Annotated in this window: 10 protein-coding genes; 5 read left to right on the top strand and 5 right to left on the bottom strand. The window is 33.1% G+C overall.

The window, feature by feature from the left end; genetic code table 11:
* Positions 1-89: 89 nt before the first annotated feature.
* The gene (locus QLQ96_RS06450) at positions 90-698 is read left to right on the top strand and encodes a DUF1877 family protein (RefSeq protein WP_482495648.1); all 609 of its coding nucleotides are present in this window, start codon (positions 90-92) and stop codon (positions 696-698) included.
* A gap of 66 nt (positions 699-764) precedes the next feature.
* Here the strand turns inward: QLQ96_RS06450 and QLQ96_RS06445 are convergent, their stop codons facing one another.
* The 3 genes from QLQ96_RS06445 to QLQ96_RS06435 all read right to left on the bottom strand — a co-directional run bounded on the left by QLQ96_RS06445 (position 765) and on the right by QLQ96_RS06435 (position 4851).
* Positions 765-1754, bottom strand: coding sequence for an aspartate-semialdehyde dehydrogenase (locus QLQ96_RS06445; protein ID WP_482495646.1), 990 nt, complete (start codon positions 1752-1754; stop codon positions 765-767).
* Positions 1755-1929: 175 nt separating this feature from the next.
* The gene (gene mscL / locus QLQ96_RS06440) at positions 1930-2310 is read right to left on the bottom strand and encodes a large conductance mechanosensitive channel protein MscL (protein ID WP_482495644.1); all 381 of its coding nucleotides are present in this window, start codon (positions 2308-2310) and stop codon (positions 1930-1932) included.
* A 69-nt stretch (positions 2311-2379) separates the two neighbouring features.
* Positions 2380-4851: a bifunctional UDP-N-acetylmuramoyl-tripeptide:D-alanyl-D-alanine ligase/alanine racemase gene (locus QLQ96_RS06435; protein WP_482495642.1), complete on the bottom strand. Its 2472-nt coding sequence runs from the start codon at positions 4849-4851 to the stop codon at positions 2380-2382.
* A gap of 133 nt (positions 4852-4984) precedes the next feature.
* Here QLQ96_RS06435 and QLQ96_RS06430 point away from each other — a divergent pair, with 133 nt between their 5' ends.
* A complete protein-coding gene (locus tag QLQ96_RS06430) occupies positions 4985-5590 on the top strand; it encodes a hypothetical protein (protein WP_482495640.1) in 606 nt (201 codons plus the stop codon).
* On the opposite strand, the gene QLQ96_RS06425 is transcribed toward QLQ96_RS06430, so the two are convergent.
* On the bottom strand, positions 5585-6289 hold the full coding sequence (locus tag QLQ96_RS06425) for a porin family protein (RefSeq protein WP_482495638.1): 705 nt from the start codon (positions 6287-6289) through the stop codon (positions 5585-5587). The two genes, QLQ96_RS06430 and QLQ96_RS06425, sit on opposite strands and share 6 nt — an antisense overlap.
* Before the next feature lie 741 nt (positions 6290-7030).
* On the opposite strand from QLQ96_RS06425, the gene QLQ96_RS06420 reads away from it, so the two are divergent.
* The 3 genes from QLQ96_RS06420 to QLQ96_RS06410 all read left to right on the top strand — a co-directional run bounded on the left by QLQ96_RS06420 (position 7031) and on the right by QLQ96_RS06410 (position 12798).
* The gene (locus tag QLQ96_RS06420; protein ID WP_482495636.1) at positions 7031-9238 is read left to right on the top strand and encodes a TonB-dependent receptor; all 2208 of its coding nucleotides are present in this window, start codon (positions 7031-7033) and stop codon (positions 9236-9238) included.
* Between the two features lie 144 nt (positions 9239-9382).
* Positions 9383-11491, top strand: a complete 2109-nt coding sequence (locus QLQ96_RS06415) for a prolyl oligopeptidase family serine peptidase (RefSeq protein ID WP_482495634.1) — start codon at positions 9383-9385, stop codon at positions 11489-11491.
* 311 nt (positions 11492-11802) lie between these two features.
* Positions 11803-12798, top strand: a complete 996-nt coding sequence (locus QLQ96_RS06410) for a Gfo/Idh/MocA family protein (protein WP_482495632.1) — start codon at positions 11803-11805, stop codon at positions 12796-12798.
* A 104-nt stretch (positions 12799-12902) separates the two neighbouring features.
* On the opposite strand, the gene QLQ96_RS06405 is transcribed toward QLQ96_RS06410, so the two are convergent.
* The gene (locus QLQ96_RS06405) at positions 12903-13844 is read right to left on the bottom strand and encodes an outer membrane beta-barrel protein (RefSeq protein WP_482495630.1); all 942 of its coding nucleotides are present in this window, start codon (positions 13842-13844) and stop codon (positions 12903-12905) included.
* Between the last annotated feature and the right edge of the window lie 142 nt (positions 13845-13986).

The following is a 13986-nucleotide window of genomic DNA, read 5'->3' as shown; positions in this document are numbered from 1 at the left end:
CTGCTAATTTAGCTATTTAAAAAATAATAAAATAAAATAGCCTTCTTCTACTTACCATTTTGTTATAAATTAGTACAAACAATTAAACTATGGGACTAGACCTAGATATTTTTTCAATTTCAGGCAAGGCAGATTTTGTTCTTAAAAAAGCAATATCAAATATTCATTATGCCATGGATTTTGATAAAATATTATATCCAGAAACTTTAGAAATGCATTTGAAAATGATTCAAAGCAATCCAGATGGTACGCATGAACATATATTGAAAGAACTTATAGCAGATTCTCATACTGTTATTAGTTATTACCCTGAAAAAAACATTACAAATTATGTTTTTTCAAGCCTTACACGCGGTTACGAAACGCTTAATTATCTTTTAAACCAATACTTAAAAAAGAAAAATAAAGCAGATTTATCAGAACTGTTTTATTCGGGAATCTCTATCGAAAATGAATCTCAATGGAGCAGATTTCAATACATTGACCAATTTAAAACAAAAGAAATTCAAGAACTGCTTGAACCAATTGAATTTGATGATCTTTTAAAATATTATGATTTTGAAAAAATGAAAAATTCTGTTTACAAATTAATTACTCCAGAAAAGCTTCCCTATTTGGAAGAAGAATTCAATGCAGTGAAAAAATTTTATAATGAATCTAAAAAATTAGAAGCTTTTGTCCTTGTCAAAATTTCATAAAAAAGCCGTAATCACTTTCGCAATTACGGCTTTTTCTCTTTATAACAATTTTATTTAATCTCTAGATTATACCAAACCTGCTTTAATTAAGTATTCGGCGATTTGGATTGTGTTTGTTGCAGCTCCTTTTCTTAAGTTATCAGCAACAATCCACATGTTTAATGTATTCGGCTGGCTTTCATCACGACGGATTCTTCCAACAAAAACATCATTTTTACCTTCTGCATATAATGGCATTGGATAAGTAAAAGTGTCTAAATTATCTTGCACTACTACTCCATCAGTGTTGTGTAAGATTTCACGAACTTCATTTACTTCAAAATCATTTGTAAACTCAACGTTTACAGCCTCACTGTGTCCTCCAACAACTGGTACACGAACTGCAGTAGCGGTAACTCTGATAGTATTATCACCTAAGATTTTTTGAGTTTCGCGAACTAATTTCATTTCCTCCTTTGTGTATCCGTTTTCTTCGAAACTATCGCAATGAGGAATCGCATTTCTATGGATAGGATATTTATAAGCCATATCACCTTGAATGCCTGCGTACTCATTTTCTAATTGTTTAACCGCTTTTACGCCAGTTCCTGTGATAGATTGGTAAGTAGAAACAATAACTCTTTTAATGTTGTATTTTTTGTGCAAAGGAGATAAAGCCAATACCATCTGAATAGTAGAACAGTTTGGATTTGCTATAATTTTATCTTCTTTAGTTAAAACATCAGCATTGATTTCTGGAACTACTAATTTTTTAGTAGGATCCATTCTCCATGCAGAAGAATTGTCGATTACAGTTGTTCCGGCAGCAGCAAATTTTGGAGCCCATTCTAATGACGTATCTCCACCAGCAGAGAAAACAGCGATATCAGCTTTCATATCAACAGCTGTCTGTAATCCTACTACTTTATACTTAGTTCCTTTATACTCAATTTCTTTTCCTACCGATCTTTCAGATGCAACAGGAATTAATTCTGTAACAGGAAAATTTCTTTCCGCTAAAACTTTAAGCATTACTTCGCCAACCATTCCGGTAGCACCTACAACTGCAATTCTCATTTTTATATTTTTAAATAATCAATTAATCTAATTCTGTACAGCAAAAATAAGTATAATAAAAGTCTTGACAAGCTGATTCACAAAAAATAACAAAATGTTATAATTTAAACATTTTATAAAAAAACCGCCTGTTTAGAAGGCGGTTAAGTTAGACTTAGTGTAGCGGTATTATATTTTATTTATTTTTTAATAAATCTCTAATTTCTGTAAGCAACTCTTCTTGAGTTGGCGCTGCAGGCTGATTTGGTGCTGGTTCTTCTTTCTTTTTAAGACTGTTTAATGCCTTAATCACCAAGAACAAAACAAAAGCTACAATAATAAAATTAATTACTGCCGAAAGAAACATCCCATATTTAACTCCACCAAAAGCAGTTAAGTCTTCAATTCTAGATAAATGAGCTGCATCTAGAGCCGGTTTTAATACTAAAGGTGTAATTACGTCTTCAATAAATGAACTTACAATTTTACCAAAAGCAGCCCCAATAATTACTGCAACAGCAAGGTCAACTACATTGCCTTTCATTGCAAAAGCCTTAAATTCTGAAAAAAATCCCATATCCTGATTTATTTAGTTTTACATTAAATGAATATCGAAAATACGGATTTTTGTTGAAAGTTTTTAATGCTATCGGAAAAATACGCGTTTTACCCGTTGCGAAATACTGGTCATGATCTCATAAGGAATGGTTTTTAAGGCTACAGCCATTTCAATTACAGTCGGGCTTTCGCCGAAAATGATTACCGAATCGCCTTCTTTGCAATCGATATGACTCACATTAACCATTAGCATATCCATACAGACGCTTCCAACAATTTTGGCTTTTTGGTTTTTAATCGTTACGTAACCCACTTCATTTCCCCATAATCTTGCAATTCCGTCTGCATAACCAATTGGGATGGTTGCTATTTTTGTTTCTAGATCAGCCATAAAACGGCGTCCGTAACCTACGCTGTCGCCCGCAGGAATAGTTCGAATTTGAGAGATTATAGATTTTAAAGTTCCAACATTCTCTAAATATTTCTGTTCTGCAGGATCATTTGAAACTCCATATAAACCAATTCCTAAACGCACCATACTGTATTGAGCATCTGGAAAATTGCTTATTCCAGAAGTATTTAAAATATGTCGGATTGGGTTAATATTTAATTCTGACATTAGTTTTGAAGACAATTTTTCAAACAAAGCAATCTGCTGTCTCACAAAATCAAAATGTTTTGGGTCGTCACTTGTTGCCAAATGCGACAAAACACTCTGCACACCAACGGTTGAATTTCCTTTTAAAGTTGCAATCAGTTCATCGATGGTATTATTTTCAAAACCTAAGCGATGCATTCCTGTATCTATTTTGATGTGAATTGGATAATCTTTTAAGTTCTTTTCACGAGCGATTTTCAAAAAGGCATTTAATCCTTTCAAACTATAAATTTCTGGCTCTAATTGATATTGAATGATCGATGGAAAACTGGTCGATTCTGGATTTAAAACCATAATTGGAAGTTTTATTCCGCCATTTTTCAACGCGATTCCTTCATCGGCGAAAGCCACTCCTAAATAATCAACTTTATGATGTTCTAGCAATTTAGCAATTTCCAAACCGCCGTTTCCATAGCCAAATGCTTTTACCATCACCATCATTTTGACATTTGTCGCCAATTTTGACTTATAGTAATTGAAGTTATGGCTGATTGCATCGAGATTAATTTCTAAAATAGTCTCATGCGTTTTTTCTTCTAGAAGCGAAACAATTTCTTCAAACTGAAAAGTTCTTGCTCCTTTTATTAGAATGGTTTCGTTATTGAAATTCAGATTGTCAATTTCAACAATGAAATCGGCTGTGTTTTCAAACATTGCGCTGTTCGGGAATTTATCTTGAAAAGAAGAAATTGTTGTCCCAATTCCAATTACGCGGTTGATTTTATTATCTGAAATTAATTGTGCAACTTTAGAATACAATTCTTCATTCGTAAATCCGCTTTGGAAAATATCCGATAAAATAACCGTTTTTGAAGCGCCTTTTTTCTTTTGGCTTTCTAAAAAATCCAAAGCAATTTTAAGCGATTGAAAATCGGAACTGTAACTATCATCAATAATACTGCAATTGTTGATTCCGTTTTTTACTTCCAAACGCATTCGAACAGGATAAAGCATTTCGATTCGATTCTGAATTGTTTCTTGATCGTAATTAAAGTTTAATAAAACCAGCAAACAAGAAATCGCATTTTCTACAGAAGCAGAATCATTAAACGGAATTTCTAAACTGAAAACCTCTTTTTTATATTGATATTGAATAAAAGTATGATCATTTTTCTGTTCTCTTTTTTGAATAAAAACATCTGCGGTTTGATCCGTAAAACTCCAAGAAAACAGTTTTCTCGGATGAAGCATATATTCTGCAGCGAATTGAGACAAACAAGAATCTACCATTTCATTTTTTTGATAAATAATCATTGGGCAATCTTTAAACAAAAGCAGTTTTTCATCAATTTTCTGCACTAAATTTAAAAAACCTTCATCGTGCGCAGAACCAATGCTCGTTAAAACCCCAATGTTCGGTTTAATGATTTTTTCGAGTTTAATCATTTCGTTAACCGTTGAAATTCCGGCTTCGAAAATCCCTAAATTGTGTTTTTCATTAATGGCAATTACCGAAAGCGGAACTCCAACCTGAGAATTGTAACTTTTAGGACTTCTAATAATATTATAATCAGGGCTCAATAAGAAGTTAAGCCATTCTTTTACGATCGTTTTACCGTTGCTTCCTGTTAAGCCAATAACTGGAAAATGAAAAAGATTTCTATAATATGTCGCAAATTCTTGAAGCGCTTGAAGCGTATTTTCAACAACCAAAAAATTAGCTTTTTCTGCATAACCTTCTGGAATATATTGAACTACAAAATTCTGAACATTATTATCTATTAAATCAGGAATAAACAAATGAGCATCATTGTTAACGCCAGCCAGAGCAAAAAATAAAGTCTGTGATCCGTTTTGTAGAGAACGGCTGTCAATTGAGATATGATCGATTAAAACATCAGTGTCTGAGCCAATCCATTTGGCATTAAGAACTGAAACCAGGCTTTTTAAATTTATGCTCATTTGGTAATTTCTTTTTTTCAAAATTAAAACATTAAAGATAGAAAAGAGTTGTGATTTTCTTAAAAAATGAAGCCTCCGTACTTACTTATGTATATTTCATTATATTTGTTTTTAGACCACAAACTCAGGCATTTTGAAAAAATTACTTCCAATCTTCTCCTATATATTACATCCGATTTTTGTATCGCTGTATGCTACACTATTTTACTTATTTTACAAAGACGATATTTTTAGCACTCAAGAGAAATACTTTGTTTTAACCCAAATTTTGGTAATAAACATAATTGTCCCTGTCTTATTCTATTTGCTGCTAAAATCGACTGGACATGTAAAATCAATAATGCTGAGCCAGACTTCAGAACGAACCATTCCGCTTATTCTGCAATGTTTTTTATATATTTTATTAGTTAAAAGAAGTATTGTAATTACGCGTTATCCGGAGTTGCATTTCTTTTTTCTTGCAGCATTATTCAGTACCATTTTGGCATTAGTGTGCGTACTTTTTAAGACAAAAGCGAGTCTGCATATGGTTGCTATTTCGGGTTTGACGATTTTTGTTATCGGATTAAATATTCATCTCCAGCTGCATAATCCGTATTGGCCGGCTTTACTTATTTTATTGTCAGGAATTGTGGCTTCATCACGTTTAGAAATGAATGCGCATACTTCTAGAGAAATATTAATTGGACTATTTGTTGGAATAATGCCTCAGCTTTTATTTTTATATCTGTGGTTATAGAATATAAAAAATCAATCCTGCGTTTAGGGTTTTCATATTAATCTTTTCACCATTTAAAGTGGTTGCAGAATTAAACAAAGGACTTAGTCCATAATATATGTAAAGATTCCATGTATTGTATCCAGCTGCAAGATATGGCCCGTATTGAAATTTATTGATAGCGTCGTTATTTTTGATTTTATATGTCTTTTCGCCATCATCAAGAATAGACACGCTTGAAAATACATAACTCAATTTTACACCTCCATAAATACGCCAAAATTTCGTGCTTTCAAAAGTCGAATTTCTCCATCTAAATTCTATCGGAAGATCTACAGAATACTGTCGGTAACGATTAGAAACATATTCGTTAGAATTATTGACAGCATATATTATAGTTCCTGCTCCATCCTGAGAAATGTTCAAATTTTGATTGTAATTTTGATAACTCAAACCTAAACCTGTAGCAATTGCAACTGTTCTCGATTCGTTAACTGGCATATCGCGCAAGAAACCTCCTGAAAGTCCAAGAGAAAACTTATTTTGCTTGAAATTGATTGGAATATCGGTAAACATATTATAAGTCACCGAAAAATAGAACTGATCTTCTCGATACAAAGAATCTATTTTTATAACTGGTTTTATCTCAGGTTTAACTTCTTCTTGTGCAAAAGAGTTAAAAAAAGTGAGTAAAAATAAGCAGCTAAAAATAATTCGCATATCGTGGTTTGGGTTTTAAAAAGATGATTACAAATAAACGCTTTTTTACGCCTATTTATTTCACATACAAATATAATATAATGCTTTCTCTAGTAAAGATACAAAGTAAAAATATTCTCTTTTTGACTGCGAATAAAATTAATTGCTGCATTATTTTCAATAAATCAATTTGTTGAAGCAAAAAAATTAATCTATTTTTCTTTTATCTTTTATACCTTTGCAAGGCATGAAGAAAAAACAGCTCATATTAAGTTTATCTTTTGCTGTCACAATATTGTTCTCGATATTGTTTCAGTCGATACACAGTTATGAGCACATTGCAAAACAGCTTTCAGAAAAACAGTGCCATCATAATTACAATGATCCGAGTGGTGAAATAACACACCAGCATCATGATTACGACTTTTGTTTTGTTTGTCATTTTGCTCTTGAATCTTTTATTCTTCCTCAAAATTTTTCTTTTGAGTTTCATTCATTTAATAGAGAAACGCCTTATTTCTTCCCATTTTCAGAGAAGATTTTTTCTACTTCAAACACTTCGTATTTTTTACGGGGACCGCCTTCTGTTATAGTTTCTTAATTTTCGATCATTCGAAAACATCACATTTCTTTAATTAAAATTCAAAAAACTGTTGAGTTTCCTAATCCTAATTGGTTAAGTTGGGATCAGAATGCTTTGCTGTTCGCTTTGGTTTTCATTCAAAGAAAAAAAATCAATTTAACTATAGCAATCATTTTCAAATGAAAAAATTTATAATTGCCCTTATTTTAGGGTTTTCGGGCATGCTTAATGCTCAAAATTCGGTTTCGGGAACTGTAATTGACAATCAAAATAATCCATTGCCTGGAGTTTCTGTTTATGCTCCTGAATTACATAAAGGAACAACGACAGACGCAAATGGAAAATATGAATTGAATAATCTTCCAAACGGAAATCTGCGCATTTCTTTTACTTATGTTGGATATGCCAATCAAAACAAGACAATTTCCAAATTACTAAAAAGCAACACACTAGACATTACTCTTGAAGAATCTATTTTAGAAATGGACGAAGTCATAGTTTCAACTCCTTTCAACAAATTGCAATCGCAAAATGTAATGAAAATTGAGCACGAAAGCATCAAAACATTACAGCAAAAAGGAACCTCAACTTTAATTGAAGGTTTAGCTACAATTCCTGGAGTTTCTCAAATTTCTACGGGAACTTCTATCGGGAAACCTGTAATTCGCGGACTTAGCGGTAATCGTGTTTTGGTCTATTCTCAAGGTGTTCGTGTCGAAAATCAGCAGTTTGGAGACGAGCATGGTTTAGGTTTGAATGATGCTGGAATTGAAAGTGTTGAAGTTATTAAAGGACCTGCATCTTTATTATACGGTTCTGATGCTTTGGGAGGTGTTTTATATTTTAATCCTGAAAAATTTGCTGACGCTGGCGATTTTAAAGCAAATTTCAGTCAAAAATACTTTACCAACACACAAGGAAGTAATTCTTCTATCGGATTAAAAACGTCTACTGAAAACTGGAAATTCTTAGCTCGCGGAAGTTACAATACACATTCTGATTACAAAATTGCTGATGGCGACCGCGTAACAAACTCTCGTTATAACGAAACTGATTTTAAAACCGGAATTGGATACAGCAACTCCACTTTTTCTAGTGTTTTAAGATATAACTACAACAAATTGGATATCGGAATGCCGGAAGACGGAATTGCAGAACAATCTTCTAGCAAAGACACTCAATTTCCAAGACAAGGAATTTTCAATCATTTATTGAGTTTAAATAATACTGTCTTTTTTGAAAACTCAAAATTGGATGTTGATTTAGGATATATTTCTAATGACAGAAGCGAGTTTGAAGACAGCAACGAAGCGTCTTTGCACATGAAATTGAATACTTTCAATTATAATGCGAAATACCATTTTCCTAAATTCGGAAAAATTGAAACTATTCTAGGTGTACAAGGGATGCATCAGACAAACAAAAATTCTGGCGAAGAATATTTAATTCCAGACGCAACAACTAATGATTTTGGTGTCTTTGGAACTGCAAATTACGAGTGGGACAACAGCGTTTTACAAGCTGGATTGCGTTTTGACAACAGAAACATTACTTCTATCGCACACGGAACTGAAGGTGAAGAAGGTTATTTCTTACCTCTTGACAGATCTTTTGACAGTTTTAATGCTTCTTTAGGCTATAAAACTAAATTGGCAGAACCGTTAACGCTTCGTTTAAATGTTGCTACAGGATTTAGAGCGCCAAACTTAGCTGAATTAACTTCAAACGGTGTTCACGAAGGAACAAATCGATACGAAATTGGAAATGCTAATTTGAAAACAGAACAAAACGTTCAGACTGATTTGAACTTAGAATATAAAAATTCTCATTTTGAGTTTTTCGTAAACGGATTTTACAATCACATAAACAATTACATCTACACTTCGCCAACTGGAGAAGTTCGTGATGACAATAATGTTTTTGCTTATATTCAAGATAATGCACAATTATTCGGAGGAGAAGCAGGACTGCATTTTCATCCGCATCCTTTAGATTGGCTTCATTTTGAAACTAGTTTTGAAACCGTTACAGGTAAAAAAGAAAACAAAGATTATTTGCCTTTGATTCCTGCAAACAACTGGAACAATACGCTTAGAACAGAATTTAACATCAAAAACTGGTTAAGCGAAGGTTTTGCTTCTTTAAATGTTTCTTCGACTTTCAATCAAGATAATGTGAGTGGTTTTGAAACAGCTTCTAAAGGTTATACTTTAGTAAATTTAGGTTTTGGAGGAACAGTTAAATTAGGAAAAACTGCTTTTGATATTAACTTAAACGGAAACAATTTATTTGACAAAAAATATATTGCACACCTTTCAAGATTAAAAACAGATGGTATTCCGAATATTGGAAGAAACATCGTTATGGGAGTTAATTTTAATCTGTAACATTTTTAAACCATATAAGTCATATAAGTAAAAATAAGCGATGCTTTAAATTAAATGAACTTATATGACTTATATGGTTTATTTTTTCTTCTTAAATTTTCACAACAAAAAGCACTATTTTTGTTACAACAGATAAAACTAACTATGAAAAAAACATTTTTATTAATGGCAATTACAACCGCAGGAATTTCGTTTGGGCAAAGTAAAATACAATATCCGCAAACTAAAAAAGGAGCAACTGTTGATGTTTATTTTGACAATAAAATAAGCGATCCTTACCGTTGGCTAGAAGATGATAAATCTGCTGAAACAGGCGCTTGGGTAAAAGCTGAAAATGAGGTTACTTATGGCTATTTAGATAAAATTCCGTTTCGTGAAGAGCTTAAAAAACGAATGGAAACACTTTGGAACTATGAAAAAATTGGAGCTCCATTCAAAGAAGGAAAATTCACTTATTATTCTAAAAATAACGGACTCCAAAATCAATCTGTTGTTTACAGAAAGGATGAGAAAGGAAAAGAAGAAGTTTTCTTAGATCCGAATACTTTTTCTAAAGACGGAACCACTTCGCTTGGCGGTTTGAATTTTTCTAAAGACGGAAACAAAGCTGCTTACTCAATTTCTGAAGGCGGAAGCGATTGGAGAAAAGTTATTATTATTGATGCGCTTTCTAAGAAAGTTTTAGAAGATACTTTGGTTGATGTAAAATTCAGCGGTGTGTCTTGGCACGGAAATGAAGGATTCTACTACTCTAGTTATGACAAACCGAAAGGAAGTGAATTATCTGCTAAAACGGATCAGCACAAATTGTATTTCCATAAACTGGGAACTTCTCAAAAAGACGATAAAGTAATTTTTGGAGCTGACCAAAAAAGAAGATATGTTGGCGGTTATGTTACCGAAGACAATCGCTTTTTAGTAATTACAGCTGCTAATTCGACTTACGGTAACGAATTATACATTAAAGACTTAACCAAACCAAATAGTCCGATCGTTACAATTGTAGACAACTTTGACAGCGACAATGGCGTTATCGAAAATGAAGGAAATAAACTGTTTATCGAAACCGATTTTAAAGCTCCTAATAAACGTGTTGTAACTGTTGACGCAGCCAATCCGAAACCTGAGAATTGGAAAGATTTTATTAAAGAAACTAAAGATATTTTGTCGCCTTCAACTGGTAGCGGTTATTTCTTTGCTAATTATACTAAAGACGCGGTTTCTTTTGTACAGCAATATGATTACAGCGGAAAATTAGTTCGTGAAATCAAACTTCCTGCTGTTGGAACTGCGGGCGGATTTAGCGGTAAAAAAGAAGATAAAATTTTATACTACAGCTTTACCAATTACACAACTCCAGGAAGCATCTATTCTTTAGAACCAAAATCTGGAAAATCTGAAGTGTATCAAAAACCAAAAGTAGATTTCAAAAGTGAAGATTACGAGTCTAAACAAGTTTTCTATACTTCAAAAGACGGTACAAAAGTTCCGATGATTATTACTTATAAAAAAGGAACAAAATTAGACGGGAAAAACCCGACAATTCTTTATGGTTACGGCGGATTCAATATTTCTTTAACTCCAAGTTTCAGCATTGCCAATGCAGTTTGGATGGAAAATGGAGGTGTTTATGCTGTTGCTAACTTAAGAGGTGGTGGTGAATATGGTAAAAAATGGCATGATGCTGGGACGAAACTTCAAAAGCAAAATGTATTTGACGATTTCATTGCAGCTGCAGAATATCTAATTGCTCAAAAATATACTTCATCTGATTATTTGGCTATTCGCGGAGGATCTAACGGAGGTTTATTGGTTGGTGCAACTATGACACAACGTCCTGATTTAATGAAAGTAGCTTTACCAGCTGTTGGTGTTATGGACATGCTTCGTTACAATGCTTTTACAGCGGGCGCAGGATGGGCTTTTGACTACGGAACTGCTCAAGATAGCAAAGAAATGTTCGAATATTTAAAAGGATATTCTCCGGTTCACAACGTAAGACAAGGAACTCATTATCCTGCAACTATGGTGACTACGGGAGATCACGATGATCGTGTAGTTCCAGCACACAGTTTCAAATTTGCTTCTGAATTGCAGGAAAAACAAACAGGAGATAATCCAGTTTTAATTAGAATTGATGTTAAGGCTGGACACGGAGCAGGAAAATCTGTTGCGGCTACAATTCAAGAGAATGTAGACATTCAGGCTTTCACACTTTATAATATGGGTTTTAAAGCTTTACCGAAAAAGTAAAACTTTAAACTGAAATTTTTTAGCCACGAATTATTTTTCTGAATTTCGTGGCTATTTTTTTTGCCAATAATTGCACGCATTATCTTTTTTTATTTCACGCAGATTTTGCAGATTTAGGCAGATTTAAATTGATTTAATTTTAAAAAATCTGCGCGCATCTGCTCAAATCATTTTAAATCTGCGTGAAATAAATTCGTGCAATTAAACACAACATTTTTTATCCACATAGATTAAAATAAATTCGTGAATTCGTGGCTAACTTTTTTATACAAAGCTTTTATACTAAATTTGAGAAACTTAAAACTGAAACAATGGAAATTATAAAATGGGGAATTATCGGCTGCGGAAATGTAACCGAAGTTAAAAGTGGGCCTGCTTTTCAGAAGGCTCCAAACTCTGCTTTAGTGGCTGTGATGCGAAGAGATGCGGCACTTGCCGAAGATTATGCAAAACGCCACAACGTTCCGAAATGGTATTCTAATGCTGAAGATTTAATAAATGATCCAGAAGTTGATGCCGTTTATATTGCTACTCCTCCATCTTCTCATAAAGAATATACCATTTTATGCGCTAAAGCAGGAAAACCTGTTTACGTTGAAAAACCAATGGCTTTGACTTTTGAAGAATGCAACGAAATGATCAGCGTTTGCAAAGAACACAATGTTCCTTTGTTTGTCGCTTATTATAGAAGAGCTTTACCTCGTTTTCTAAAAATAAAAGAAATCATCGATCAAGGAAAATTAGGAAATATCAGACACGTAAACTGCGTTTTATACCATCCTTTTGAAGAACGTTATGACGACGAAATCAATCTGCCGTGGACTGTTTTGCCACATATTTCTGGAGGTGGAATTTTTGTTGATTTGGCTTGTCATACGTTAGATTTCCTAGATTTTGTTTTAGGTCCGATAAAATCTGTTCGCGGACATGCGACTTCTCAATTAATGGCTTATCCTGCAGAGGACTCGGTTTCAATGTCGTTCTTATTTGAAAACGGAATTCACGGATCAGGAATTTGGAATTTTGCGAGTTTTGAACGTTATGACAATACAGAAATTGTCGGTGATAAAGGAAAAATATCATTCTCTACTTTTGGAAATGATCCAATTCATATCCAATATGCAAATGGAGAAAAAGAAACGATTACAATAGAAAATCCACTTCATATTCAACAGCCTTTTATTGAAACTGTTATTGCTGAATTATTAGGAAACGAAGGTGCTTCTCCATCAAAAGGAACATCAGGCGCAAGAACAACTTGGGTTATTGATCAGGTTTTGAAGGAATTTAGAGAGACTTCAAAATAAATACTTTAATACAGTCATTGTGAGGAACGAAGTAATCTCACTATTAAAAAAAAGAGGATATTCTTTCGAATATCCTCTTTTTGTAAAATATAAAAAATGTGGAATTATAGGCTGTACTTAAGACCAATTGTTAATCCAACCCCTGAAATCCCAACAAACGAGCTAATATCATCAGTAGCTTTAGTATCATCAAAACCAGCTGCGTTAGTTACTTTACTATTAGAACCTGTCGATAATTTATCTACATAATTTGTGTGAATTGCAGAATATGAAGCATCCGTTCTAAAAGTCGATGGCGTATGCAATTTATCAACTCCGTTTTCGGTAAACACTGTAGTCTCTTTTGTTTTTCCATGAACAGTAAAGTTTCTATACTCTACTTCAGCAAATAAAGCTATTTTTTTACCTAATTTATATGAACTTCCTATTGCAGCACTAAAACCAATTGTAGGGTTAGGTTTTACTACATCTTCAGAATACGTTTTTGCCATTACACCTGCTGCAGTAGAATATTCTCTATTAGTTTCAATAGTTAAATCTCCATGAATAGGAACAATAACACCTACTTTTGTATAAGGCTCAAACCCTTTTGTTTCTCCCAAAAATAAAACTAATGAAGGTGATAAATCCCAAGCTGTGATTTTTCCTACTGCATCACCAGTTACAAAAATATTTGTTGGCGCAGTAGCAACTAATCTATTTGTTGTTTGAACCATCAATTTATCAGCACTAGAATAATAGTTAATCCCCATCTCAACTCCTAAACGTGTTGAAAAACGGTAACCTGCCGTTAATCCTGAACGAAAACCTTCTCCAAATGAACCATGATTTGTTTCTCTTGAAATTAAAGTAGTTCCATTAGGTCCGTAAACATCCGTATTTGGCAATTGTCCATTTACAATTGGAAATTCTGTCGCTGCTGTCTGAATGAAATAAGATCCACCCAATTTAAAATACCAGCTTTCTGGTTTGTCTGCTTGTTCTGTCTGCGCCATAGTAGCCATAGAGCAAACTAATAGTCCTAATAAAAATAGGTTCTTTTTCATAATTTTGATTTATTGATTTATACAAACTTAGAATATTTTAACATATTCTTAGAATTTGCAAAGTTAGACTTGGAACGAAAACGTTGTAATTTTGGGCAATATTACTAAAAAACTATTATGCATGCATATTTTTAACATAAAA

Source organism: Flavobacterium sp. B167r (assembly GCF_056824315.1).
Note: the sequence above shows the minus strand (reverse complement) of the source record. Positions and strands in the feature narration are given on the sequence as shown.